We start from the raw sequence: 25,300 nt of genomic DNA on the forward strand, positions 1-25,300 counted from the left end.
GTTACTTCGCGCTGTCGCGAACCCGACCGACCGAACGGAACCGTCTCCCGCTGGCCCTGTCCGATTTCCTGGCTGTTCCGTGCAACGCGGTACCAAGGAGGGTCTGAACATGGCAAGGCATCTTCACGCCGACCGTGAACCCCGAATCGTCGCCGAGTCCAAGTGCCTCGGCCCGTGCGATCCGGCAGAACGCATCCACGTCACGATCATGTTGCGGCGGCAGGAAGAAGGGCAACTCGATACGCTGCTTCACCAGCTCGCCACCGGCGACGCGCAAGCGAAACCGGTGTCGCGCGAAACCTTCGCGCAACGTTTTTCCGCCAATCCCGACGACATTCGCAAGGCCGAGGACTTCGCGCGTCGCCACCAACTGACGGTCGATCGCGTCGATCCGGTCGAAAGCGTCGTCGTGCTGTCCGGCACGATCCAGCAGTTCGAAGCCGCGTTCGGCGTCAAACTCGAGCGCTTCGAGCATCAGTCGATCGGCCAGTATCGCGGCCGCTCCGGCCCGATCGCGCTGCCCGACGATCTCGGCGACGCCGTCACGGCCGTGCTCGGCCTCGACAGCCGTCCGCAGGCGCGGCCGCACTTCCGGCTGCGACCACCGTTCAAGCCCGCGCGCGGCGGCGCGGCGGGCGTCACGTTCACCCCGATCCAGCTGGCATCGCTGTACGGCTTTCCGGCCGGCGACGGCGCCGGGCAGTGCATCGCGATCATCGAGCTCGGCGGCGGCTACCGCGCGGCGGACATCCAGCAGTATTTCCGCGGGCTCGGCATCACGACGCCGCCGACGCTCGTCGACGTCAACGTCGGCACCGGCCGCAACACGCCGACCGGCGACCCGAGCGGCCCGGACGGTGAAGTCGCGCTCGACATCGAGATCGCCGGCGCAATCGCGCCGGCCGCGAAGATCGCCGTCTATTTCGCGTCGAACAGCGATGCAGGCTTCATCCAGGCCGTGAACGCGGCCGTCAGCGACACGACCAACAAGCCGTCAGTGATCTCGATCAGCTGGGGCGGCCCCGAAGCGATCTGGCAGGCGCAGTCCGCGCAGGCGTTCAACCGCGTGCTGCAGGCGGCGGCCGCGCAGGGCATCACGGTGTGCGCGGCATCCGGCGACAGCGGCTCGGGTGACGGGCTGCAGGACGGCGCCGACCATGTCGACTTCCCCGCATCGAGCCCGTATGTGCTCGGCTGCGGCGGCACGCAGCTCGACGCGCTGCCCGGGCAGGGCATCCGCAGCGAGGTCACGTGGAACGACGAGGCGGCCGGCGGCGGCGCGGGCGGGGGCGGCGTCAGCACGCTGTTCGACCTGCCGGCGTGGCAGCAGGGGCTGACCGTCACGCGCGCCGATGGCAGCAGCACACCGCTCGCGAAGCGCGGCGTGCCGGACGTTGCCGGCGATGCGTCGCCGCAGACAGGCTACGAAGTGTCGATCGCGGGCACGGCCACGGTGATGGGCGGCACGAGTGCGGTCGCGCCGCTGTGGGCCGCGCTGATCGCGCGGATCAATGCGGCGGCGAGCGCGGCGGGCGGTGCGGCCGCCGGCTGGGTCAATCCGGTGCTGTACAAGAATCCGGGTGCGCTGCGCGACATCACGCAGGGCTCGAACGGTACGTATGCGGCCGCGCAGGGCTGGGATGCCTGCACGGGCCTCGGCAGCCCGAACGGCGCGCAGCTCGCCGCGATCCTTGTGCGCAAGCCGTCGAGCTGACGGCCGCGGTACACGGCTTTCCGTATGGCGCGGGCTGCTTGCCCGCGCCTTTTTCTCACCTCCAGGAGCAGCACGATGGGCATCGATTCCGCATCTTCCGGCGGCGTGTATCCGCTGCATCACGGCGACCACAATTCGCATGGCGTGCCGCCGACCGTCAATCCGGTCGCGTTGGCCCACGGCCGCGACCAGCCGTTCTTCGATCCGGTCGCGTACGGCAACGGCCCCGACGACTCGGTGACCGACACGACCGAGGCGGCCGCGATCACGCATCACACGATCCTGATCGACGGCAAGCGCATTGCCTACACGGCGACGGCCGGCCATCTCGTGACGGTCGACCCGAGCAGTTCGCAGCCGGCCGCGAAGCTCTTCTACGTCGCGTTTACGGCCGACGGCGCGAAGGAAGAAACGCGGCCCGTGACGTTCTTCTATAACGGCGGGCCCGGCTCGTCGTCGGTGTTCGTGCTGTTGGGCTCGTTCGCGCCGAAGCGCATCAAGACGTCGATGCCGGGGTTCACGCCGCCCGCGCCGTACCAGATGGAAGACAACCCGGACAGCATGATTGACCACAGCGACCTGGTGTTCATCAACCCGGTCGGCACCGGCTATTCGGCGGCCGTCGCGCCGAACAAGAACCGCAACTTCTGGGGCGTCGACCAGGATGCGGATTCGCTGAAGCAGTTCATCAAGCGCTACCTGACGAAGAACAACCGCTGGAATTCGCCGAAATACCTGTTCGGCGAATCGTACGGCACCGCGCGCAGCTGCGTGCTCGCGTACAAGCTGCACGAGGACGGTGTCGACCTGAACGGCGTCACGCTGCAATCGTCGATCCTCGACTACCGGCAGGCCGGCAACCCGGTCGGCGCGCTGCCGACCGCGGCCGCCGATGCGTGGTATCACAAGAAACTCGGCGTCACGCCGGCACCGACCGATCTCGGCGCGTTCGTCGAGGAAGTCGCGCAGTTCTCGCGTACCGACTACCTGAACGCGCTGCGCGCGGTCCCGCATGCGGACCCGGCCGCCGTGCAGAAACTGTCGCAATACACGGGCATCGATACCGCGACGCTGCAATCGTGGAGCCTCAATATCGCCGGCTACGACGCACGCGGCAATTCGCTGTTCCTGACGACGCTGCTGCATGCGCAGGGGCTCGCGCTCGGCTCGTACGACGGCCGCGTGACAGGGATCTCGTCGGGCATCGCCGGCAAGATCGACCCGAACTCGGGCGGCAACGATCCGACGATGACGGCCGTGACGGGCGTCTACACGGCGATGTGGAACAGCTACCTGAACGAGCAGCTGAAGTTCACGTCGAATTCCGCGTTCACGGACCTGAACGACCAGGCGTTCCAGAACTGGGATTTCAGCCACATCGACCCGACCGGCGCGCAGCAGGGCATCGATGCGCAGGGGAACGTGATCCTCTATACGGCCGGCGATCTCGCCGCGGTGATGGCGTTGAACGTCGACCTGAAGGTACTGTCGGCGAACGGCTTCTACGATTTCGTCACGCCGTTCTACCAGACCGTGATCGACCTGCAGCAGATGCCGCTCGAGGACCAGAAGGTGCGGCAGAACCTGTCCGCGCGTTTCTATCCGTCGGGGCACATGGTGTATCTCGACGGCGGATCGCGCACCGCGCTCAAGCGCGATCTCGCGACGATGTACGACGCGACGGTCAGCGACACGGGGGCGCGGATGCGGATTCGCGCGCTGCAGGCGACGAAGACGGGCGGGCACGCGTAGCGGTGCCCGTCGCCGGGTTGCCGCGTGTGGCCGTCACGGCCGCGCGCGGCGGATGGGCCCCGACGCCGCCGGCCGGTTGCCAGGCCGCAGCGCCGGATTGCGACGCGGCGGTCGTTCCGCCGCGCTAGCCGCTTAGGCGGTCGGCCAGTCGAACGGCGTGTACGGCAACGCGCGCTTGTGGCGCGAACCTTCGTGGAAGCGCAGCACCGTCTCGTACACATGGTCGCTGACCGGCTTGCCTTCGAGGAAATCGTCGATCTCGTCGTAGCTCACGCCGTACGCGTGCTCGTCGGGGCGCAGCGGGCGCAGTTCCTCGAGGTCGGCCGTCGGCACCTTCATCACGATCAGTTCCTCGCCGCCGAGCGCACGGGCCACCGCGCGCACGCGACGCTTGTTCAGCCCCGCGAGCGGCAGGATGTCCGCGCCGCCGTCACCGAACTTCGTGAAGAAACCCATCAGCGATTCCGCCGCGTGATCGGTGCCGATCACGATGCCACGTCGCGCACCAGCCACCGCGTACTGCGCGATCATGCGCTCGCGCGCCTTGATGTTGCCGTGCACGAAGTCCTGCTGCGCCGGCGTCTCGAAGGCATGGCCGGACGCGGCCAGTGCGCCGAGCATTGCATCGGCGGCCGGCTTCACGTTGACCGTCAGCTCCTCGTCCGCGCGGATGAACGCGAGTGCGCGCTGCGCATCGGCTTCGTCGTTCTGCACGCCGTTCGGCAAGCGCATGGCAATGAAGCGTGCATCGTAGCCGTCGGCGCGCAGGCGTTCTACCGACAGTTGCGCGAGCCGGCCGGCCGTCGACGAATCGACGCCGCCGCTGATGCCGAGTACGTAGGTCCGCAGGCCGGTCGAACGAAGATATTGCGCGAGGAATTCGACGCGGCGGGCGATCTCGGCCTCGGCGTCGAAGTGCGGGGCGACGTTCAGTTCGGCAATGATCGCGCGTTGGCGGCTGGCGTAATCGGCGGATGTCATGAAGGGAGTTCCGGAACGAAATCAAGGCGCCCATCATAAGCGCAATCGCGGCGCGGCGCCGCGCCGGGCGTGCGATCCGGCGGTTTCGCGTTGCTTCGGCGAGACGGGCTGCATCGCCGTGGTGCACGGTGCGCCGGGCGGGTGCAGGATGCCGCGCGATGGGCCTCCTTGCGTGCCGCTCCGATGCGGGTACCGGCCCGGTGGCGCGCTTTAGCGCCGCGCGAGCACGACGCCCACCAGCGCGAGCGCGAAGCCGGCGAGCTGGATGGCCGCGAGCGTTTCGCCGAACAGCCAGTAGCCCTGGAGCGCGGCAAGCGGCGGCGCGAGGAACAGCAGCGACGTCGCGCGCGCGGCGTTGCCGCGCCGCAGCATCCACATCAGCATCGTGACCGCGCCGCCGGACAGGAACACGACACCCCATACGAGCGAGACCCACAGCGCCGGCGCGCCGATCCAGCGCGTCTCGTGCAGCAGCGCGACGAAGATGGCCGCGACGATCGCCGCACCGAAGTTCTGGACGGCAACCGCCGTGCGCAGGTCGCTTTTCGCGAGCTTGCCTTTCTGATACAGAGAGCCGGCGGTGATCGACCCGACCGCAAGCACCGAGACGGCGACGACGAGCCACGCAGGCGCGGCGCCCGGCGGCGTCGCGACACCGCCCGTAACCTTCGGCGCCAGCACGAGCGCGACGCCGGTGAGCCCGAGCGCCATCCCGAACCAGCCGCGCCTGGGCAGGCGCTCGTTGAACAGCGGGACGGCGAGCACGGCGGTGGCGAGCGGCTGCAGCGCGCCGAGCAGCGCCATGACGCCCGCGTTCAGCCCTTGCGCGACGGCCCAGTAGCTCGCGCCGAGATAGACGCCCTGCAGCAGCGCGCCCGCGATCAGGTGACGCGGCCATTCGCGCCGGGCCGGCCACGGCGCGCGCGCGACGAGCGCCACCACGCCGAACAGCGCGGCCGTGCCCGCAAAACGCGCGAGCAGGAACAGGTTGGGATCGGCGTAGGGCTTGATTGCCCGCGCAACGATGAAGCCGGTGGACCAGAGTGCGACGAAAGCGGCGGCGACGATCGAGGTAAGCATGCGTGACGGGCCGCGATGCGGCCGGACAGAATCGTGAAGTCGGCCAGTATCGGGGGAAGCGATGCCGGCGTCTTGTCGAATCCTGCACTCATGCTGCGTGCCGAACGAGCCGAACGAGCCGAACGAGCCGAACGAGCCGAACGAGCCGAACGAGCCGAACGAGCCGAACGAGCCGAACGAGCCGAACGAGCCGAATGTGCCGAATGTGCCGAACGTGCCGAATGTGTCGCACATGCGGCCGTCGGTGTGGGCCGGGCGATGCCGCGGGAAGGGGAGAGGCGCCGCCCGGCATGCGGAGCGGGCGAGCGTGAAGCAGCGAAGATCAGTCGATCGAGAACGTGTCGAGCGGCTGGTTGGCGCGTGCGTCGGTCGCAAAGCGCGCGGCGAGCTGTTCGTAGAGCCGGCGAGCCTCGTCGAGCGTCAGGTCGATCCAGTACGGATCGCCGGCCGCGTCGTTGAGACGTTCGGGCGGAAACTGGATTTCGATCACACTGCCTTTGCGATACATGGCGCGAGCCCCTTTGCTTGGTCTGTCATTCGGCGAAGCGCAAAGTGTAGCAACCGGCGCCGCGCCGATTCGCGCGCGTCAGGCAATACAGAATTTCGCTTTCGGGAAACGCGGCCTGCCCGGTTTCCCGCCGCAGTCAAATCCCGGTCAAACGGCCGTAATACAATGGTCGGCTTACCCATTACCAGTCGCCTCGGGCGCACACGCGATGCTGGCGGAACAACGTCATCAATTCATCCTGTCGGAGCTCGGGCGATCGGGCGCATTGTCGGTCGCGGAACTCGTCCGCTCGCTCGACGTGTCGCGCGAGACCGTGCGGCGCGACCTGAACGCACTGGCCGCACGCGGCCTGCTCGTGATGACGCACGGCGGTGCGCTGGCCGCGGATCGCCGTGAGCCGAGCCTGTCGGAGCGCGAAGCCGCGAACGCCGAAGCGAAGCGCACGATCGGGCGGCGCGCGGCCGAATTCGTGCCCGACGATGCATCGGTGCTGATCGATTCGGGCAGCACGCCGCATGCGGTTGCGCTCGCGCTCGCCGACCGGCACCGGCTGTCGATCTACACGAACGACTGGCGCACCGCGTTCGTGCTCGCGCGGCGCAACGGCAATCGCGTGACGCTGCTCGGCGGCGAGCTGTCCGACGACGAGGACGCCACGTTCGGGCTCGACACGATCCAGCAGCTCGCGCAGTACCACGTCGATTTCGCGTTCGTCGGCGCCGGCGGCATCACGCCCGACGGCGAATGCACCGACTACTCGCGGCTCGCGGCCGAGGTGCGCAGCCGGATGATCGCGGCGGCCGGCACCGCGATGATCGTTGCCGACCATTCGAAATTCGGCCGCGTGACGCCGGTGAGGATCAACGGCACGGCCGCTGCCCGCTATCTCGTGACCGAACGCGCGCCCGACAAGGCCGTGCGCCGCGCGCTGACCGCGCGCGGGATCGAGCTGCTCGTGTGCGACTGACGCGCGTCCGACATACAAGGTTCATCGAACCGTCATTGCGCGGGAAGAACCGCCGTCAAGACTGACCCATTCATCTCGACCGGCCGCAAGCCAGGGAGCAACGAATGACCGTCAGTGTGCGCAGCTATCTTTCCCCCACCCTGGTCCTGCTGGCCTTCGACTGGCCCGATGCGGCGTCGCGTGCCGATTTCCTCGGCTTCGCGATCCGGCGCACGCCGGGCTTCTGGTCGGCCGACGGCAAGACGCGCGCGCCGGACAGCTGGCTGCCGAACCGCCTGACGTTCGACGGCCCGGCCGCGCACACGCAGGGCGACGCGCCGACCGACCAGGCGCCGATCCAGAAATTCATGTGGTGGGACGCGCGCATCGATCCGCAGGATCGCGGTGCGTCGTTCCGCTACGACGTCTATCCGGTCGTCGGCACGCCGGCGAACCTGCAGGTACTCGACGCGCAAGCCGGCGTGTGCAACGTCGTGCTGCCCGCGCATGTCGAGGATGGCATCGGCACGTGGTTCAACCGCGCGGTGGTCAGCTCGCAGGCATTCGCGAAGCAGGTGGCGGCGCTGGGCCTCGCGCCGAATGCGGCCCCGAGCGACGCGCAGGCGCTGAAGCTGCGCACGTGGCTCGCGAACGACATGGAGCAGGTGTTCGCGGAGATGCTCGACCCCGCGTCGCGCGCGGCGTCGGCCGTTTATCACCTGACCGACACGCTGTGGGTGCTGCCCGCATTCGAAGCATTCGGGCGCCAGCACGGCGAAGCGTCGCTCGCGATCGTCTACGACGCGCACACGACGGCGCGCAAGGGCAAGCCGCCGCTGCCGTCGCCGAACCAGCCGGCCGTCGACGCGCTGCAGGGCCTCGCGACGCTCGCGCCGCGCGACAAGACGCACATCATGCACGACAAGTTCATCGTGACCGATGCGGCGTCGAACGCGGTGCCCTCACGCGTGCTGACCGGCTCCGCGAACTTCACGACCGAGGGGCTCACGGAACAGGCGAACGTGCTGCACGCGTTCGATTCGCCCGCGCTTGCCGCGCTGTACAACGATCGCGCGCAGGCGCTGGCCGGGAATCCGTCGATCGCGGAGACGGCGAAGCTGTCGCCGGGGTGGTCGGAGCCGATGACGATCGGCAGTGCGCAGGTGCGGCTCGCGTTTTCGCCGGAGCCGGCGGGGCAGCGCACCGAGATCGACACGATCGTCGCCGCGATCGCGGCCGCGAAGCATTCGGTGTCGTTCTGCCTGTTCATGCCGACCGACGCGGCGCTGCGCGACGCGTGCTTCGCGGCCGGCGACCGCGGGCTGATGATGTTCGGCCTGGTGAACAAAATCAACGCAGGCAGCGCGACGAAGGCCGATGCCCAGCAGCAGGCCGGCCAGACGCTCGATGCGGCCACGCTCGCGAACCTCGAGCTGTACCACCGCAGCCGCGACAACCACGACGTGATCGATGCCGCGTATTTCTCGCCGGCCACCGTGCCGCAGGGTTTCGAGCCCGAGCTGCGCCTCTTCCCGGGTGAACCGGCACCGGCCTTTCCGCCCGTCGTGATCCATCACAAGTTCATCGTGATCGATGCGGAGGGCGCGCATCCGGTCGTCTATACGGGCTCGGCGAACATGAGCCGCAATTCCGAGCAGTACAACGACGAGAACCTGCTCGAGATCCGCGACTCGCGGATCTCGGCGATCTATCTCGCGGAATTCCTGCGGTTTTACGAGCACTATCGCGCGCGGGCGCTGGCGATCAATGCGAAGCAGCACGGCACGGGCGCGGGCGCGGATACGGGCACGGGTACGCATGCGCGGCTCGCGCTTGCGCCCGATTCGAGTTGGGCGAAGAAGTATTACGTGGCGGGAAGCCCGGAAGAAAAGGCGCGGATAGCACTTGCGTCGACCGCGCCGACGGACTGATGCACGCGAGCGCGACGGGCGCGGATGTCGCGCGCCCGACGTGAGGCTGGCCGGGAAACCGGCTGCCGCCGCCGCTTATGCGGCGACGTAGCGCAGCACGGCGTCGGCGATCGTGTCGCGATGCCGTGCGCGCAGGCGCGGCGCCGACGGGTCGCGGCCGAACGCGGCGCCGAACGTGTAGCGGTTGGACACGCGGTGGAAGCAGAACGAGCTGATCAGCAGGTGCAGGTCGAACGCGTCGATGTCCTGGCGGAACGCGCCGCTTGCCGCGCCGCGCTCGACCAGTTCCTCGAGCGTCTTGATGATGCTGACGTTGCGGTTCTTGAACGACTTAAGCTGTTCGAGATACTTCGCGCCGTGGATGTTCTCGATCGACACGAGGCGAACGAAGTCGCGATGCTTGTCGTGATAGTCGAACGTGAATTCGACGAGGCGGCGCATGCCTTCACGCGGCTCCATGTCGCCGACGTGCAGTTCCTGCTCGAGTGCGCGGATGTCGCCGTACACCTTCTCCAGCACGGCCTCGTACAGGCCTTCCTTGCTTTCGAAGTAGTAGTAGAGCATCCGCTTCGTCGTGTTGGTACGCTCGGCGATCGCATCGACGCGCGCGCCGGCGAGCCCCATCGCGGAGAATTCCTGCGTGGCGACGTCGAGGATGTTGCGCTTGGTTTGCTCGGGATCGTATTTGCGCCGCGTATCGGACGGAAGCGCGCGGGTGTCGGACGTGGCGGCCTTGCTTCCTGCTTTCATGTGAATTTATTGTGGCTTCGGCGGCTTGGAAAAGCCATTCTAGCATGTGGGAAATCCCCGCCCGGCCGACCTTCCGCTCTAATCGGCAGGGCGGTTTCGGCCGCCGTGGCCGCCGCTCAGCGACGGCAGGATGCGAGCGCGTCGCGCGCCTGGTACGCCGTATACGTGAGCTGTGCGGCAGCGAGGCCCGCCAGCCCGAACGTGCGCGTGAGCCCGAACGCGTTGAAGCCTTCCGGCACCGGCCGGCCTTCGGCCAGTGCGGCCGCGAGCGCTTCGCCGGCAACCGTGGTCGGCGCCATCCCGTGGCCGCCGAACGCGATCGCGTGCCACACGCCGTCCGCGTCGCGGCCGATCTGCGGCATCTTGTGCCGCGCGTAGCTCATCAGCCCGCCCCACGCGTAGTCGACCTTCACGCCTTCCAGTTGCGGATACACGCGCAGCAGGTCGCGCCGCAGCAGCCGTGCGATCGCGTCGGGGCCGCGGTCGAGCACGGAGATCCGGCCGCCCCACAGGATGCGCGTGTCCTTCAGCGGGCGGTAATAGTCGAACGCGAAACGCGTGTCGTAGATCGCGTACGGTGCGTCGATCGCGTCCGGCAGGCGTGCGCCGAGCGGTTCGGTTGCGATCACGTAGGTCGCGATCGGCAGCACCGCGCGCTCGATGCGCGGCGACACGCCGCGCGCATAACCGCCACCGGCGAACACGACGTCTTTCGCGCGCACCGTGCCCTGCGCCGTGCGCACGACGTACCCGGCACCTTCGCGCGCGATGCCGAGCGCGGCCGAGCGTTCGTACACGCGCGCGCCGCCGCGCGATGCGGCCGCCGCGACGCCGAGCACGTACTTGAGCGGATGGAAGTGGAAGGCATTCGGCTCGAACAGGCCGCCGTAATAGCGCTGCGTCTTCAGCCGCTTGCGCAGCGCGTCCGTCGAAACGGGTTCCCAGTCGACGCCGAGTTCGTCCTTCATCAGCGTGCGCACGCTGTCGAGCCGCGAAGGATCGTCGAACCAGTTCGTGAGCATCACGCCCTGGTCGACGATGTCGCAGTCGATGTCGTAGCGTGCGATCCGCGCGCGGATCAGTTCGACCGCATCGACGGTGAGCCGGTAGAGCCGGCGCCCTTCGTCGCGGCCGAGCGTGCGCAGCAGGTCGGCGTTGTCGAGACTGTAGCCGCCGAAGACGAAGCCGCCATTGCGGCCCGATGCGCCGAAGCCGACCCGTTCGCTGTCTAGCACGACGACGTCATGCACGCCGCGCTCGACGAGGCCGAGCGCCGTGCACAGGCCGGCGAGGCCGCCGCCGACGATGCAGACCTGCGTGTCGATCGTGCCGGTCAGTTGCGGGTAGGGCTGGCGGGTAACGGTGGCTTCGTAGAAGTTCTGCATGCGATTTCGTTGACTCGTAACGGCGGAAAAACAGGCGGCGCGCGTCGATCTTGCCTGAACGCGCGCGCCGCGTCGAATGGGGGGCAGCGCACCGGCTGCCGCGCGTGGGCGGCGGCCGGTGCGAAGTCGGCCGATGCGGGCCGCTCCGGGCGCTCAGGCGCCCTGCGTCGGGTTGGCCGGACGGGCGACGTAGCCCGCGTAGCCGGTTTCGGCCTGCGGTGCGGTTTCAGGCGTCGCGTTGCGTTCGATCCACGGTGCGATCTCCATGTCTTCGTAGCGCACGAGGCGGCATTTGCGCACGAGCGCGTAACCGAGCCAGATCGCGAGGAAGAACGGCAGGCCGATGTAGGTCGCGGCGATGCCCACCCAGTCGATCTTGTCGGAGAGGAACGCCTGGTAATCCTGGCCGAGCGCGACGACCGCGCACAACGCGAACGCGAACAGCGGGCCGAACGGGAACCACTTCGATCGGTACGGCAGCTGGTCGAGCCGGTAGCCCTGCTTCAGGAACCCCTTGCGGAACCGGTAGTGGCTGACGGCAATGCCGAGCCACGTGATGAAGCCGGCCATGCCCGACGTGTTCAGCAGCCACAGGTACACGGTCTTGTCGCCGTACAGCGACGTGAGGAAACACAGCGCGCCGACGGCCGTCGTTGCATACAGCGCGTTGCGCGGCACGCCGCCGCGCGACAGCTTCGCGAAGATCTTCGGTGCGCGGCCTTCGACCGCGAGGTTGTAGAGCATCCGCGTCGACGCGTACATGCCCGAGTTGCCGGCCGACAGCACGGCCGTGAGGATCACCGCGTTCATCACGCCGGCCGCGAATGCGAGGCCCGCGTGGCGGAACACGAGCGTGAACGGGCTCACGCCGATGTCGGTCACGTCGCTTTTCAGCAGGCTCGGGTCGGTATAGGGAATCAGCACGCCGATCACGAAGATCGCGAACACGTAGAACAGCAGGATCCGCCAGAAGATCTGGCTCACCGCGCGCGGGATCGTCGTGCGCGGGTTTTCCGATTCGCCGGCCGCGACGCCGATCATTTCGGTGCCCTGGAACGAGAAGCCCGCGATCATCGCGACGCCGAGCATCGTCGCCCAGCCGCCGGCGAACGGCGCGTCGCCGATCGTGAAGTTGCCCCAGCCCGCGCTCGGGCCGCCCTGCATGATCCCGAAGATCATCAGCAGGCCGACGCCGACGAACGCGAGCACCGTCAGCACCTTGATCAACGCGAACCAGTATTCGGCTTCGCCGAAGCCGCGCACCGACAACGCATTGAGCGCGAAGATCAAGGTGAGGAACAGCGCGCTCCACCACATGCCCGGTACGTGCGGAAACCAGTAGTTCATCACGAGTTGCGCGGCGACGAGCTCCACCGCGAGCGTCACGGCCCAGCTGTACCAGTAGTTCCAGCCGAGCGCGAAACCGAAGCCTTCGTCGACGAACTTCGCGCCGTAGGTCGCGAACGAGCCCGACACCGGCATGAACGCGGCCATTTCGCCGAGGCTCGTCATCAGGAAATAGACCATCAGCCCGATCACCATGTACGCGAGCATCGCGCCACCGGGGCCGGCCTGCGAGATCGACGCGCCGGACGCGACGAACAGGCCCGTGCCGATCGAGCCGCCGATCGCGATCATTCGCAGATGGCGTGCCTGCAGCGCACGGTGGAGGGACGGCTTCGCGGGCGGCGAGCCGGACGGACGGGGTGAATCGGGGCGGGCATCTGAATGCATGGCGGGCGCTGGGCGCTGTCTCCGGGATTGTTTTTTGGTGACGAAGCGCGACGCGTTGCCGGCCGTGGGCCGGGCAGCGGTGATGCGGTGCGGAAGCGGGCCTGATGAGCCGGATCGCGATGCGTGTCGCCTTCGTCTGGCGTCCGGCTGCAGTCGTGGCGGCCGGCGGCGCGCCGGGTGCGTTGCACCTCGACGTCGCAACGATTGTGTGTGCCCGATGCACGGCCGGCAAACGATATTTCCGCACAGGGTGATGCAGGTTTGTCATCAACTTGCATCGTGTCGCGATGCGTCCGACGGCCCGGCTACGGGCTTTGGAAACGTCCTATATCGGCGCAGAAGCGCGTGGGGTGGGCCTATCGAGTTGTTGCGTTTTGGGAATGAAGTCGTGAGTTAATATCAATAGCGGCCCGACTTGTGGCCACCGACAATGTGTTTCATGGATCGTGCCTTGCGAGGCGGGGGCGCGCCGTCCGGCCGGGCTTCCGGCGGCGGCGCAGCGCGATGCGCCGTACGGCGCACCGGGCCCGCCGCGCTGCGCATCCGCTTGCACCGGGCGCGCGAACGCGCTCCAATCGAATCACGCGGGCGGCGCTGCCGCCGCACCGATCAATCTGTCCCTGAAGAGGAAGTGATGCAATTCAACGACATTCTTGCCGCGCTCGATATCGATCTCGCCCAGTGGAAAGGCAATGCGCTGACCGCGCGTTCGCCGCTCGACGGCGCGACGCTCGCGACGCTGGCCGTCGACACGCCCGCCGACGCCGAGCGCAAGATCGACGCCGCGCACGACGCATTCCTCAAGTGGCGCACGGTGCCGGCGCCGGTGCGCGGTGAGTTCGTGCGCGTGTTCGGCAACGTGCTTCGTGAGCACAAGGCCGAACTGGGCCGTCTCGTCACGCTCGAAGCCGGCAAGATCACGTCGGAAGGGCTCGGCGAAGTGCAGGAAATGATCGACATCTGCGATTTCGCGGTCGGCCTGTCGCGCCAGCTCTACGGCCTGACGATCGCGTCGGAGCGCCCGGGCCACCGGATGATGGAAACGTGGCACCCGATCGGCGTGTGCGGCGTGATTTCGGCGTTCAACTTCCCGGTTGCGGTGTGGGCCTGGAATGCGGCGCTGGCGTTCGTGTGCGGCGATTCGGTCGTGTGGAAGCCGTCCGAGAAGACGCCGCTCACCGCGATTGCGTGCCACGTGCTGCTCGAGAAGGCGCTGCGCGAGTTCGAGAAGACGCATCCGGGCGTCGCGCCGAAGGGCCTGAGCCAGCTGGTGCTCGGCATGCGCGATGTCGGCGAGGTGCTGACGGCGTCGAAGAAGGTGCCGGTCGTCAGCGCGACGGGCAGCGTGCGGATGGGCCAGGAAGTCGCGAAGGTGCTGAGCCAGCGCCTCGCGCGCGGCATCCTCGAACTCGGCGGCAACAACGGGATGATCGTCGCGCCGAGCGCGGATCTTGACCTCGTGGTGCGCGCGGTCACGTTCGCGGCGGTCGGCACGGCCGGCCAGCGCTGCACGACGCTGCGTCGCCTGATCGTGCATCGCAGCCTGGTCGAGCAACTGCTGCCGCGCATCGAGAAGGCCTACGTGTCGGTGAAGGTCGGCAACCCGCTCGAAGAAGGCACGCTGGTCGGCCCGCTGGTCGATCGCGCGTCGTTCGATGCGATGCAGAAGGCGCTGGGCGATGCACGCGAGCAGGGCGGCGAGGTGAAGGGCGGCGAGCGCGTCGACGTCGGTCACGCGGATGCGTACTACGTGCGTCCGGCCATCGTGCGGATGCCGAAGCAATCGGCCGTGGTCGAGCGCGAGACGTTCGCACCGATCCTGTACGTGATGGTCTACGACAACTTCGACGACGCGATCGAACTGCATAACGCGGTGCCGCAAGGCCTGTCGTCGGCGATCTTCACGAACGACATGCGCGAGGCCGAGCAGTTCATGTCGGCAGCGGGCAGCGACTGCGGGATCGTCAACGTGAACATCGGCACGAGCGGCGCGGAAATCGGCGGCGCGTTCGGCGGCGAGAAGGAAACGGGCGGCGGCCGCGAGTCGGGTTCGGACGCGTGGAAGGCGTATATGCGCCGCGCGACGAATACGATCAACTACAGCCGGCAGCTGCCGCTGGCGCAGGGCGTGAAGTTCGACGTGTGATGTCGCGCGGTGCGTGTCGCACCGTTTGACGATGAATCGGGCCGGTTGCCGCGTTGCGGTGCCGGCCCGTTGTGTTTGGCGCGGCGCAATGCGGTATCGTGCGCGTTGGCGTCGTTCGGCGCCGGTGCTTTTTCGATGACATGCCGGGAACGGCGCGCGTGCGTGCCGGCCCGGGTCGACGGTGCAGAGATCGTGAACGGAAATGAATGTCTTGCGAGCCTGGCGGGGTCGTCGCCGGTCGGCATGCAGGTTTATGCGTCTTCCTGTTTGCGTCGCTATTGCGACGCGAAAGGGGTGTCGCACGTGGCCATCGATGCGCTCCTGGCTCATCTCGACGCCGTCGCGGGTGCTCGAAGCCTGCCGGAGTGGGAGCGGAAAGGTGCATTGCTCGAACTGAACGGTAGAGGCGATCCCGTTCCGGCAGCCATCGAATCGGTGCTGCCGGATGGCGAGTCGCAGACATTCGCGGCGCTGGTCGAAGCCGTCGTCGAGGTTGGAATCGTCGATCTGTACGGCGCGAACACCGATCTTCCGCTGGCGTTTCTTCGCAAGGCGATCGCCGTTCTGGAACAGAGTGGGATTCCGCTACCGCCGCGTGCGTGCGTGTGATGCGGCGGACGGTTCGACGTGGTGGCACGGATGATTGCCGGCTAAGCGGCGCATCTGCGCGATCCGAGCGACAACCTGATCACGATTACCTGTCACGAAGACGACGAGGCGAGCGACGAGATCGTCTACGGCTGGGAAGAGACGGTCACGATCGATTGACCGATCGGGACGGGGACACGAATGGACACGCTCGCGGATCTGATACGAAGCGAATCGTTTTTCTACGCGGACTGCATCGCGTTGAGCCGCACGCGCGTGATCGGCTACACGATTGCTGGTGCGCGGCTGGCGCTGGATGATTTGATCGGTATCGACGAATCGGATGTCACCGATGCATTCGAACGATTCTCGATCGAGATCGACGGCGCGATCTATGCAGGCGGCGAGGGCGCGTCGCACGGGTCATACGGATTCTTCTACAAGCGCACGGGAAACCATGTCGACTGGGTCGTGATGTCGACGACGTTGGACCCGTTCGTCGCCGCCCGGCGTACGGACGGCGCCATCGCATTCGTGACGCAGGCCGGCGATGCATGGGTGGTATCCGCAGACGATGTTGTGAACCTTCGCATCGACCGCGGACAGCCGACCCGACCGTTCAGCGCGACGCCACCCGGCGCGTAGCCTGCATCACTTCTCCGCCGCCGCCGGCATGTTCTGCACGACCAGCATCTGCGGGCTCGACAGCGTGATCCCCGCCGCGCGCAACTGCTTGAGGATCTCGAACAGCAGATCGCTCTTCGTCGAACTCGCGATCCGCGGGCTCGACACGTAACCCGTCACGCTCAGCGTGATTCCGTCCGGCGTGAGCTGGCTGAACGTCACCGACGGCGCCGGCTTCTCGAGGATCGCCTGGTGCGAGCGATACGCGTCGAGCAGCAGGTCGCGCACCTGCTCGGGATCGGTGTTCAGCGGGAACGTCAGCACCAGCGTCGCGACGCCCTGCGTGCTGTTGCCCATCGTCACGTTGCGCACGTTCTGCGAGATCAGCTGCGAGTTCGGCACGATCACGGTCGAGCGGTCGCTGAGCTGGATCTCGGTCGCACGGACGTTGATGCGGCGGATGTCGCCTTCGACGCCCGCGATGCTGACCATGTCGCCGACCTTCACCGGGCGCTCGGTCAGCAGGATCAACCCGGATACGAAGTTCTTCACGATCTCCTGCAGGCCGAAGCCGATACCCACCGACAACGCGCTGACGATCCACGCGAGGTTGTTCCACCGCACGCCGAGCAGCCCGAGCGTCATCAGCACGAGCAGTACGTAGCCGACGTTGGTGAACAGCGTGATCAGCGATACACGCATCCCGGTATCCATGCCGAGCGCGGGCATGAACTCGCTGTCGAGCCAGCGCCGCAGCGAGCGCAACAGATAGAAGCCGATCGCGAACCCGATTGTCGCGTTCAGGATCCGGTCGGGCATGATGTTCAGGCTCTGCAGCCGCTGGCTGCCGATCATCGCGACCGCGCTGTCGAGCAGGTCGCTCGGCGTCGTGCCGAAGCCGCCCGTCAGCAGCGCGATGGCCGCGATCAGCATCAGCAGGCTCGTGCCGAAACCGGACAGCACCGTGCGCGCCTGGTCGAGGTGGCGATCCTCGAGCGCGAACAGGTGCTTGATCTGCTGACCCGTCGCCAGGCTCGACGAGAACAGGCTTTCGCTCGCGTCGCGCGTCAACTGGATCAGGATGTAGGTCGTGCACAGCACGATCTCGAACCACACGAGCTCGTACGTGATGAAGCGCGCGACCGTGATGTAACCGATCAGGAGTGCGATCAGCGATGCGACGATCGCCAGCGTGACACCGGCATGGATCAGCCCCGCGAGCGTCGAGCGCTGCTCGGGTGCCTCGCCCGCCGCCGCGAGCACGCTGCGCGCGCGGTTGGCGCGCAACAGCGACGCGCCGACCGTCAGCGTGACGACGAGCGACACGATGCCGCGACCGAACAGCGTGACCGACAGGCTGGTGTCGACGATCCGGTTGATCGATTCGAGCGTGCCGGACACGAGCAGCAGCGCGGCCAGGATGCCGGGGAACGGCTTCATCGCGAGCGCTACGGGATCGGCGAGCGCGGGCAGGCGCCACGACGGATGCTTCGTGCAGAGCAGTGCGCGGCCGAGCCCGGCGATCAGTGCGCAGGTCGCGGCGAGCTTCGCGAACTGGTCCCACAGATCGGTCAGTCCCGACGTGAGGTCGTAACGGCGCGCGACGGCGAGATAAAGGATCTGAACGGCAATGGCGGTCGCCAGCAGGGTCGACAGCGCGATGGATAACGCCAGTGCGCTGCGGCGCAAGCGGGTGGCCGGCAGGCGGTTGACGCAGAGCCAGGCGAGCCCGCGCTCGATGAGCCGGCGGCCGCCCATCCATGCCGCGAACGCGGCGATCAGCAGCAGCACGGTGATCGCCTTTTGTCCGGGCACCCACGACGAGCGCAGCATGTCGTGTATTTCTTCGTCGAAATCTCCGAGCCGCTGGGTGTCGTCCGGCGAAAGATGGAACAGCGGCAGCCAGAACTGCGCGCTGAAAATGCCGCCCGAACGGAACGCGAGCTGGTTCTTCAGCAGGCCGCGATGGAGCTTTGCGAATTGCTCGGCCAGGTTCGTCAGGCCGGTTTTCTGGTCGGCGGCCTGCTTCAGCGCCGCATCGAGCTGTGTTTTGCGCGCGTTCAGCGTGGCCCGTTGCTTCGCGACGGCTGCCGTTTCCGGCGCAGCGCCCTCGGCGGGCGGCGGTCCGAGCACGTCGAGTTGTGCCTGAATCTGGGCGCGTTGCGGCGTGAGATCGCTTTGTAGTTTCACGACGTCGGTGCTCAGCTCCTGCGCCGAGTCGTCGAGCCCGTCCAGCTCCTTGCTGCTCGACGCGGTCGAGGTCTGCTGCTTGATGCGGTCGAGCTCGACCTGCATCTGCTTGAGCTGCGCGACGGCGTCGTTCAGCGAGATGGCCGGCACGGGCGCGCCGACGCCGCTTGCGCCCGGGGCGGAAGCAGCCTCCGGAAACGCCGACGCGGTCGCGATCGCCGCGAACTGCAGCAGCGCGATCAGCGCGATCCGGCGGGCGTACGTGGATAGTCGTTGTATGAACATGAATGCTTACGATTTGCCGACAGTGCCGGGTGCCGAAAGGCAGCCGGAAGCCGGTGATTGGCCCGGTAGCATGTTACCGGGGTGTGGGGCGAACCATTTCCGAATCTGCATCTGTGGCGTCTCCGGGGTAGGCATGCGCGACGGACTACGGGAAATCCCGGTCGCCTTGTTTTACCGGGGGTCTGTCGGCGCGAGTCGCGGCGGAAAGGGCGCGTTTTCTGCAGTCGGTCGGGGCAAGCGGCGGGACAGACGGTTACGACATTTACATAAAGTCGGCGCGCCGATGAGCCGGATAAACGGGGCATGATCTCCGTGAGGGGCCCCGGGGCGGACCGGCGACCGGACATTTCCCGGCTGCGTGGCCGTCGTACAATGCCGCGAGCCGCCGGCAGGTCATCCGCGGCACGAGACGCGGAAGCCGTCGCCGGGCATCCGAACACGAACAACGACAGGCATCCTTAGAGCGTGGCAGATCAAACACTTCCCGTGGGCACGGCGGACGAACGGGCTGCGCCGTGGCCGACCGATGCCGGTTCGGACTGCATCGAGCCGTTCGGTGACAGTGGCGCGCGGCGTATCGGCCGTGCGAACGTCGGACGGCCGGCGCCGGCGGCCGACGCGATGTCTATCCCGGGCAAGCCCGCCGCCGCTTTCCGCCAGGCTCGACATCGACGCGGAGGCGTTTGATGGCGGCTCACCCACGAAAGATCGAAAGCGTTCTGCGGCTCGACGCTCACGCCCGATCCGATTATTTCATTCGCAAGATTGCCGACTCTGAAGTTGTCTGGGGCCTGTTCAATACGGGTTGGGCGACCGCGGCCGCGGAGGGGCGCATCGTGATTCCATTCTGGCCCGAGCAGGACTTCGCGGCGATCTGTGCCGGTGACGAATGGGCGGGCTTTCATGCGCAGGCGATTCCTCTCGACGCGTTTCTGTCGCGCTGGTTGCCCGGGATGGGAAGGGATCAAAGGGTATGTGCCGTTTTTCCGACGCCGGAAGACAGCGGGTCGCTTGTATTGCCGCTCGATCTGCTGGCGTCGATCCGCGCGGAGTTGACGCAGTATGAGTAAATTCATGCGCGCCCGTTACCGGGCGCGAATCGGGTCGAGAGGGGGGGGCACGGGGTATTCCGTCAATCAATGCGAAGTCATTCACTCGGCGCCCCGGCCGGCCAATGCATTGGATCGTTCTGCATGAACCGAGGCTGGTGGAACATAGCACCGAGCTTCAGGGGCAATGATGGGGTCAGCGCGACGGGTACGTCCGAACCGGATGAGGAAGCATGACGAAAATCTGGACCACGGAAGCGGACTATCCGGCAAGCCGAATGGCCCGCTACGACGAGGCCGCGAGCAAGATGGATCGGTTCGAGCTGCAGGCGGCAACGCGCGTCGCTACACCCGTGCCCCTGTCGTTCGAACTGCCGCGAAACGGGCGGTCGAGGATTCGGGATTACGGCGTCATCTGGTCGGACATCCTGGTTCCGCTCGTCAACGAAGCGGTACGTATGGCGATCGAAGCGCGGGTGGATAACGATGATGTGCAGTTCATCCCGGCAGTGATCAGATCGGGCGGCGAGGCGATTGAAGGCTCGTATTTCCTGCTCAACCCGACGACGACAGTCGACGTGGTCGATCGCGACGCGTCCGAGCCGATCGTGGTGAAAATCCCGGGGTTCCCCGACGCCACGGTCGGTTTCAGAAGGCTGGTCTTGCGCGCCGACTTTCCGGCCAACGGCATGGGCCGACAATGCGACTCCGCGTCATACATCGTCGTCGGCGATCAACTGGCCGATGCGGTACTGCGCGCCGCGAACAAGGGTGTCAGGTTCACCACCGGCATCCCGCCGGTCGGTTGACGCCGGACCGGGCGGCAGTCTCAGGAAGGTTCCGTGTGAGCCATCGAACCGATGCGGGGCGAACAGTACGCGTCCCGCTTCGGAATCGCGGTCCGTTGTCGATGATCGGCGATCGTCGGGCTTGTCAGGTGAGGAGCAGCCTACCGTGAGGTATTACGTCCTGTCTCAACGTGCGGCACCGGGATGCCCGGTCGGCATGCTGAATGGCGCGCTGTATGACCGGTACTATCAGGATGCCGCGAGTGTCGGTGTCGGATATTTCCAGTGGTAGGCAACCCTGTCGCGCGGGCCGTGCTTCAGCCGATTGATGTGCTCACGCGCGCCTCGCTAAAATGCGCGAAGCCGCTCGCCAGTTCCCCTCTGCCAGCGCCAAAGACAATCAAGAATCCGGAGACTTGCCACCATGGCATCCACCCAGCCCGACTCGCTCACCGCAGCAGGCGCCGCCCACCCTGCGGCGATCGACCCCGGCTCCATCTCGGCCCGCCTCGACCGCCTGCCGCCCACACGTACCGTCTGGAAGCTCGTCGTCCTGCTGAGCCTCGGCTTCTTCTTCGAGCTCTACGACCTGCTCTATAGCGGCTACGTCGCGCCCGGCCTCGTGAAAAGCGGCATCCTCTCGGCGACGACGCACGGCCTGTTCGGCACCACGGGCGTCGCGAGCTTCATCGCCGCGCTGTTCTCCGGGCTCTTCATCGGCACGATCGCATGCGGCTTCCTCGCCGACCGCTTCGGCCGCCGCGCGATCTTCACGTGGTCGCTGCTGTGGTACACCGCCGCGAACGTAGTGATGGCGTTCCAGGACACCGCCGCCGGGCTGAACTTCTGGCGTTTCGTCGTCGGTCTCGGCCTGGGCGTCGAGATGGTGACGATCGGCACGTACATCTCCGAGCTCGTACCGAAGCAGATTCGCGGCCGCGCATTCGCGTGCGAGCAGGCGGTCGGCTTCGTCGCGGTGCCGGTGGTCGCGTTCCTCGCCTACCTGCTCGTGCCGCATGCACCGTTCGGCCTCGACGGCTGGCGCTGGGTCGTGCTGATCGGTGCGCACGGCGCGCTGTTCGTATGGTGGATCCGCCGCGGACTGCCGGAAAGCCCGCGCTGGCTCGCGCAGCAGGGCCGGGTCGACGAAGCCGACCGCATCATGCGCGCGCTCGAGGCGAAGGTCGAAGCCGAGTACGGCCGGCCGCTGCCGCCACCCGCGCCCGCCGAGCCCGTGCCGCCGCGCGGCAGCTTCCGCGACATGTGGGTGCAGCCGTATCGCAGCCGCACGATCATGATGACGATCTTCAACGTGTTCCAGACGGTCGGCTTCTACGGCTTCGCGAACTGGGTGCCGACGCTGCTGATCAAGCAGGGCATCACGATCACGTCGAGCCTGATGTATTCGAGCGTGATCGCACTCGCCGCGCCGGTCGGCCCGCTGATCGGCCTCGTGATCGCCGACCGCTTCGAGCGCAAGTCGGTGATCGTCGCGATGGCGGCGGCGATCGTCGTCTGCGGGCTGCTGTTCAGCCAGACGACGGTGGGCGCATTCCTGATCGTGCTCGGCATCGGCCTCACGCTCGCCAGCAACATCATGTCGTACAGCTTCCACGCGTATCAGGCCGAGCTGTTCCCGACGTCGATCCGTGCACGGGCCGTCGGCTTCGTTTATTCGTGGAGCCGCTTCTCGGCGATCTTCTCGTCGTTCGTGATCGCGGCCGTGCTGAAGGGCTTCGGCACCTTCGGCGTGTTCGCGTTCATCGCGGGCGCGATGGTGGTCGTGATGGCCGCGATCGGGCTCATGGGGCCGCGCACGAAGGGCATCGCGCTCGAAACCATCTCGAAGTAGTCAAGGAATGTGCACGCATGTCGCACGGTTCATGCGGCGTGCGTGCAATGTGATTGCACTGAGCGAGCCGCATAGAAAATGATATGGCATGCGAATCGATGTGGAGAAGACATCGCATCGTAGCGAAAAATACAAGCCTACGGCTCGCATCCCGGTACACGCCAAAACGCCCCAAAAAAACAAGCTTGCCACGCAACGACAACGCGAGCGGCAACGAGTTGAAACAAAGCGTGACGAAGCGCAAATCCGCCGTGAAACCGCAGCTTTCGTCGCTGCCGATTCTTGCGCAGACGAGTAGAATGAAACGTCTGACGACTCATTAGCCGCCATCGGATCGTACGCGTTGCATCAGCGAGCGGCTCCGCCGCGAAGAGGCGTCGGCGCCGGGCGCACACGATGCGCCGGACGTATCGATGGCTCGCGCGGAAGATGCACCGCTCGCAACAGCAGCATGCGGCGGCCGGATCGGCCGATGGCTTCGAACGTATGATGCTTTCCAATCTGACGCGGCGATTTGCGAAGCCGCGTTGCCTTACCCGCGCAGTCGCCACGTATGCATGGCTCGCTGTCGCACTGCCGATTTCCGTTCTTGCCGAGCGGCCTGCCCTTGCCGCGTCCGACGTACCGTCGTCCGCTGCTACGTCATCCTCAGCAGTTGCGTCGCCCACGTCTGCGGCGTCCCGTGTCCATCCGGCGTCGCCGGCGCATGTATCGTCGGGCGCATCGGCCGCGCAGCCCGCGCCCGCGGCATCGCATGCGCATCATGCGGAACCTGCCAGCGCGGCGTCGGGCGCATCGGCAGCTTCTGCCGCGTCCACTGCAGCGCCTTCGTCGGCGGCTTCCGCCGCGTCGGCTGCATCCGCCGTACCGGCCAGCGAGGCAGAGACACCCGCGCCAACCCCGCCGCGCCAGCATCCGCCGCTATCGGCCGAGGAAGCGAAAAATGCGACGGCGCGCGCGATCGACATGCGCAAGCGCTTCACGCAGGAAGTCACGCGGCGCCTGAACGTGCCGGCAAGCGAGCAACGCGCCTACGGCCAGCGGCTCCAGGCGGCGCTCACCGACGCGGATCTCGGCAACCTCGCCGGCGAATACGTCGCGATGGTCGACCGCGCGCCGAACGTGCAGGCGCTTTTCATCTACTTCCGTGCAACGCCGGCGAACGCATGGCTGTTGATCGGCGCTTCGCCGGTCGGCACCGGGCTGCCGGGCAAGTACGACCATTTCCTGACGCCGCTCGGCGTGTTCCATCACTCGCCCGACAACATGGATTTCCGCGCGGAAGGCACGACGAACGAGAACGGCATACGCGGTTATGGCCGCCGCGACATGCGCATCTACGACTTCGGCTGGGTGGACGGCGAACGCGGCTGGGGCAAGGGCGGCGTGTCGCCGATGCGTTTCCAGATGCATGCGACGGATCCTGACCGCCTCGAATCGCTGCTCGGCATCCGGCATTCGAAGGGCTGCGTGCGGATTCCCGCCTCGCTGAACACGTTCTTCGATCGTCACGGCCTGCTCGACGACGATTACCAGGCGCGCGTCGAGGCCGGCAAGTCGCTGTGGGTGCTGCGGCGCGACCGCGACATCACGCCGATCGCGGGCCGCTACCTGGTCGTGATCGACAGCGCGCGCAAGGCCCGCCCGGCCTGGTCGCCGATGCCGGGGCACAAGGCGTGGTCGAAGGTGCCGAAGGGCGGCGACACGGCGGATTGACCGCCGGCCCGCCGTGGGTGGGCGATGCCAGGATGAGAATAAATCCGTTTTATTGATACATAAGAAAAGCAAACTTTTATTATCCGATCCGGGTTCGTATAGTCGAGGCCAGTTTCGCGGAACCCTGCCGCGCCTGGACCACCACCGATCACACGACCCGCATGAAAACTCTCTACAAGCTCGCTCCGCTCGCGATGCTCGGCGCCTTCGCGACGCATGCCTGTGCGCAAAGCAGCATCACACTGTACGGTCTCATCTCGGCCGGTGTCGGGTTCGCGACCAACCAGGGCGGCAAGAACGCCTGGCAGGCGCTGTCCGGCACGAACCAGAACCCGCGCTGGGGGCTGAAGGGCAAAGAGGATCTCGGGCAGGGGCTGTCCGCGATCTTCCAGCTGGAGAACGGCTTCAACGTGATGACGGGCACGGCCGCGCAGAACGGTCGCGAATTCGGACGGATGGCCTACGTCGGCCTTGCCGACCGCACCTATGGCTCGCTGACGTTCGGCCGCCAGTACGACGCGATCCACGACTACATCGGGCCGGTGATCATCGCGAGCAACGGCGTGAACATCGGCGACAACGACAACGGCTACAACGACATCCGCGTACAGAACTCGGTGAAGTACGTGAGCCCGGTCTACTACGGCCTGAAATTCACCGCGCTGTACGGCTTCAGCAACGCGACGGGCTTCGCGAACAACAGCGCATACAGCTTCGGGCTCGGCTACGAGCAGGGCCCGCTGCGCTGGAGCGCGGTCTACGCGCAGTACAACCATCCTTACAGCGCGACGAACCAGGACGGCGCGATCGCGAACGACTATGCGTCGCCGCTGCTGATATTCAGCAAGAGCGCGATGTCGCCCGCGGCGTATGCGAGCCGGCAGCGGATCGCGGGCACGGGCGGCTTCTACACGATCGGCCGCGCGCAGTTCGCGGCGATGTTTACCGACGTGCGCTACGATTACCTCGACAATTCGCACCTGCACCTGCAGAACCTCGGCGTGAACGTCGTCTACACGATGACGCCGCAGCTCTTTCTCGGCGCCGCGTATGCGTTCACGAACGGCAAGTACGACGTGATCGACAAGCGGCCGAAATGGCATCAGGTGAACCTGCAGGCCGATTACTACCTGTCGAAACGCACCGACGTCGCGCTGACGGTGATCGCGCAGCAGGCGGCCGGCGACGCGGACCATGCGCAGATCTTCGCGTACGCGCGCTCGACCAGCACGCGCCAGATGATGGCGACGCTCGGCGTCCGGCACGTTTTCTGAGCGCCAG

Annotated in this window: 19 protein-coding genes; 12 read left to right on the forward strand and 7 right to left on the reverse strand. The window is 66.9% G+C overall.

What is annotated here, in order from left to right; genetic code table 11:
- Nucleotides 1-109: 109 nt before the first annotated feature.
- Together ACPTTF_RS18965 and ACPTTF_RS18970 are read left to right on the forward strand one after the other, a co-directional pair.
- Nucleotides 110-1,714 (forward strand): S53 family peptidase, encoded by a 1,605-nt coding sequence (locus ACPTTF_RS18965; protein WP_423367741.1) that lies wholly within the window; start codon nt 110-112, stop codon nt 1,712-1,714.
- 75 nt (nt 1,715-1,789) lie between these two features.
- Nucleotides 1,790-3,466 (forward strand): S10 family peptidase, encoded by a 1,677-nt coding sequence (locus tag ACPTTF_RS18970; RefSeq protein WP_423367742.1) that lies wholly within the window; start codon nt 1,790-1,792, stop codon nt 3,464-3,466.
- Nucleotides 3,467-3,598: 132 nt separating this feature from the next.
- On the opposite strand, the gene nadE is transcribed toward ACPTTF_RS18970, so the two are convergent.
- The 3 genes from nadE to ACPTTF_RS18985 all read right to left on the reverse strand — a co-directional run bounded on the left by nadE (nt 3,599) and on the right by ACPTTF_RS18985 (nt 6,035).
- A complete protein-coding gene (gene nadE, locus ACPTTF_RS18975) occupies nt 3,599-4,447 on the reverse strand; it encodes an ammonia-dependent NAD(+) synthetase (protein ID WP_166966000.1) in 849 nt (282 codons plus the stop codon).
- Nucleotides 4,448-4,657: 210 nt separating this feature from the next.
- Entirely contained in the window at nt 4,658-5,527 is an 870-nt protein-coding gene (locus ACPTTF_RS18980; protein ID WP_423369844.1) for a DMT family transporter, read from the reverse strand.
- Nucleotides 5,528-5,849: 322 nt separating this feature from the next.
- Nucleotides 5,850-6,035: a hypothetical protein gene (locus ACPTTF_RS18985; protein WP_006480515.1), complete on the reverse strand. Its 186-nt coding sequence runs from the start codon at nt 6,033-6,035 to the stop codon at nt 5,850-5,852.
- Between the two features lie 208 nt (nt 6,036-6,243).
- On the opposite strand from ACPTTF_RS18985, the gene ACPTTF_RS18990 reads away from it, so the two are divergent.
- A complete protein-coding gene (locus ACPTTF_RS18990; protein WP_039339705.1) occupies nt 6,244-7,002 on the forward strand; it encodes a DeoR/GlpR family DNA-binding transcription regulator in 759 nt (252 codons plus the stop codon).
- Nucleotides 7,003-7,106: 104 nt separating this feature from the next.
- Nucleotides 7,107-8,912, forward strand: coding sequence for a phospholipase D-like domain-containing protein (locus ACPTTF_RS18995; protein ID WP_423367743.1), 1,806 nt, complete (start codon nt 7,107-7,109; stop codon nt 8,910-8,912).
- Nucleotides 8,913-8,987: 75 nt separating this feature from the next.
- Here the strand turns inward: ACPTTF_RS18995 and ACPTTF_RS19000 are convergent, their stop codons facing one another.
- The 3 genes from ACPTTF_RS19000 to ACPTTF_RS19010 form a co-directional block, all read right to left on the reverse strand.
- Complete coding sequence (locus tag ACPTTF_RS19000; RefSeq protein WP_166965996.1) at nt 8,988-9,662, reverse strand: TetR family transcriptional regulator; 675 nt, start codon at nt 9,660-9,662, stop codon at nt 8,988-8,990.
- Nucleotides 9,663-9,778: 116 nt separating this feature from the next.
- Nucleotides 9,779-11,047 (reverse strand): NAD(P)/FAD-dependent oxidoreductase, encoded by a 1,269-nt coding sequence (locus tag ACPTTF_RS19005; RefSeq protein WP_166965994.1) that lies wholly within the window; start codon nt 11,045-11,047, stop codon nt 9,779-9,781.
- A 153-nt stretch (nt 11,048-11,200) separates the two neighbouring features.
- Nucleotides 11,201-12,781: an amino acid permease gene (locus tag ACPTTF_RS19010; RefSeq protein WP_423367744.1), complete on the reverse strand. Its 1,581-nt coding sequence runs from the start codon at nt 12,779-12,781 to the stop codon at nt 11,201-11,203.
- 634 nt (nt 12,782-13,415) lie between these two features.
- Between ACPTTF_RS19010 and ACPTTF_RS19015 the strand changes: the two genes are divergently transcribed.
- The 3 genes from ACPTTF_RS19015 to ACPTTF_RS19025 all read left to right on the forward strand — a co-directional run bounded on the left by ACPTTF_RS19015 (nt 13,416) and on the right by ACPTTF_RS19025 (nt 16,160).
- Nucleotides 13,416-14,927, forward strand: a complete 1,512-nt coding sequence (locus ACPTTF_RS19015; protein WP_166965990.1) for an aldehyde dehydrogenase family protein — start codon at nt 13,416-13,418, stop codon at nt 14,925-14,927.
- Nucleotides 14,928-15,032: 105 nt separating this feature from the next.
- Nucleotides 15,033-15,536 carry a hypothetical protein gene (locus ACPTTF_RS19020; protein WP_423367745.1) on the forward strand — a complete coding sequence of 168 codons (504 nt, stop codon included), beginning with the start codon at nt 15,033-15,035 and terminating at the stop codon, nt 15,534-15,536.
- A 255-nt stretch (nt 15,537-15,791) separates the two neighbouring features.
- Complete coding sequence (locus ACPTTF_RS19025; RefSeq protein ID WP_423367746.1) at nt 15,792-16,160, forward strand: hypothetical protein; 369 nt, start codon at nt 15,792-15,794, stop codon at nt 16,158-16,160.
- A gap of 6 nt (nt 16,161-16,166) precedes the next feature.
- Here ACPTTF_RS19025 and ACPTTF_RS19030 read toward each other — a convergent pair whose 3' ends face one another.
- The gene (locus ACPTTF_RS19030; RefSeq protein ID WP_423367747.1) at nt 16,167-18,614 is read right to left on the reverse strand and encodes a DUF3772 domain-containing protein; all 2,448 of its coding nucleotides are present in this window, start codon (nt 18,612-18,614) and stop codon (nt 16,167-16,169) included.
- Between the two features lie 686 nt (nt 18,615-19,300).
- Between ACPTTF_RS19030 and ACPTTF_RS19035 the strand changes: the two genes are divergently transcribed.
- From ACPTTF_RS19035 to ACPTTF_RS19055, 5 genes are all read left to right on the forward strand, one after another.
- A complete protein-coding gene (locus ACPTTF_RS19035; protein WP_423367748.1) occupies nt 19,301-19,684 on the forward strand; it encodes a DUF2750 domain-containing protein in 384 nt (127 codons plus the stop codon).
- Nucleotides 19,685-19,896: 212 nt separating this feature from the next.
- Nucleotides 19,897-20,472, forward strand: a complete 576-nt coding sequence (locus tag ACPTTF_RS19040; RefSeq protein WP_423367749.1) for an imm11 family protein — start codon at nt 19,897-19,899, stop codon at nt 20,470-20,472.
- A 403-nt stretch (nt 20,473-20,875) separates the two neighbouring features.
- Nucleotides 20,876-22,303 carry an MFS transporter gene (locus ACPTTF_RS19045; protein ID WP_423367750.1) on the forward strand — a complete coding sequence of 476 codons (1,428 nt, stop codon included), beginning with the start codon at nt 20,876-20,878 and terminating at the stop codon, nt 22,301-22,303.
- A gap of 396 nt (nt 22,304-22,699) precedes the next feature.
- Complete coding sequence (locus tag ACPTTF_RS19050) at nt 22,700-24,019, forward strand: hypothetical protein (RefSeq protein ID WP_423367752.1); 1,320 nt, start codon at nt 22,700-22,702, stop codon at nt 24,017-24,019.
- 161 nt (nt 24,020-24,180) lie between these two features.
- Complete coding sequence (locus ACPTTF_RS19055) at nt 24,181-25,293, forward strand: porin (RefSeq protein WP_423367753.1); 1,113 nt, start codon at nt 24,181-24,183, stop codon at nt 25,291-25,293.
- Nucleotides 25,294-25,300: the final 7 nt, after the last annotated feature.

The sequence above is a fragment of the Burkholderia crassaminum genome (genome assembly GCF_964265005.1).
Taxonomy (GTDB): Bacteria; Pseudomonadota; Gammaproteobacteria; order Burkholderiales; family Burkholderiaceae; genus Burkholderia.

Bases quoted from the DNA above. Each gene is read 5' to 3' on its own strand.
- ACPTTF_RS19000 (WP_166965996.1), bottom strand. From the start codon at position 9,662: ATGAAAGCAGGAAGCAAGGCCGCCACGTCCGACACCCGCGCGCTTCCG.
- ACPTTF_RS19035 (WP_423367748.1), top strand. From the start codon at position 19,301: ATGGCGGCTCACCCACGAAAGATCGAAAGCGTTCTGCGGCTCGACGCT.
- ACPTTF_RS18985 (WP_006480515.1), bottom strand. From the start codon at position 6,035: ATGTATCGCAAAGGCAGTGTGATCGAAATCCAGTTTCCGCCCGAACGT.
- ACPTTF_RS19030 (WP_423367747.1), bottom strand. From the start codon at position 18,614: ATGTTCATACAACGACTATCCACGTACGCCCGCCGGATCGCGCTGATC.
- ACPTTF_RS19015 (WP_166965990.1), top strand. From the start codon at position 13,416: ATGCAATTCAACGACATTCTTGCCGCGCTCGATATCGATCTCGCCCAG.
- ACPTTF_RS19055 (WP_423367753.1), top strand. From the start codon at position 24,181: ATGAAAACTCTCTACAAGCTCGCTCCGCTCGCGATGCTCGGCGCCTTC.
- ACPTTF_RS18990 (WP_039339705.1), top strand. From the start codon at position 6,244: ATGCTGGCGGAACAACGTCATCAATTCATCCTGTCGGAGCTCGGGCGA.
- ACPTTF_RS19010 (WP_423367744.1), bottom strand. From the start codon at position 12,781: ATGCATTCAGATGCCCGCCCCGATTCACCCCGTCCGTCCGGCTCGCCG.
- ACPTTF_RS19005 (WP_166965994.1), bottom strand. From the start codon at position 11,047: ATGCAGAACTTCTACGAAGCCACCGTTACCCGCCAGCCCTACCCGCAA.
- ACPTTF_RS18980 (WP_423369844.1), bottom strand. From the start codon at position 5,527: ATGCTTACCTCGATCGTCGCCGCCGCTTTCGTCGCACTCTGGTCCACC.
- ACPTTF_RS19040 (WP_423367749.1), top strand. From the start codon at position 19,897: ATGACGAAAATCTGGACCACGGAAGCGGACTATCCGGCAAGCCGAATG.
- ACPTTF_RS18965 (WP_423367741.1), top strand. From the start codon at position 110: ATGGCAAGGCATCTTCACGCCGACCGTGAACCCCGAATCGTCGCCGAG.
- ACPTTF_RS19045 (WP_423367750.1), top strand. From the start codon at position 20,876: ATGGCATCCACCCAGCCCGACTCGCTCACCGCAGCAGGCGCCGCCCAC.
- ACPTTF_RS18995 (WP_423367743.1), top strand. From the start codon at position 7,107: ATGACCGTCAGTGTGCGCAGCTATCTTTCCCCCACCCTGGTCCTGCTG.
- ACPTTF_RS18970 (WP_423367742.1), top strand. From the start codon at position 1,790: ATGGGCATCGATTCCGCATCTTCCGGCGGCGTGTATCCGCTGCATCAC.
- nadE (WP_166966000.1), bottom strand. From the start codon at position 4,447: ATGACATCCGCCGATTACGCCAGCCGCCAACGCGCGATCATTGCCGAA.
- ACPTTF_RS19050 (WP_423367752.1), top strand. From the start codon at position 22,700: ATGCGCCGGACGTATCGATGGCTCGCGCGGAAGATGCACCGCTCGCAA.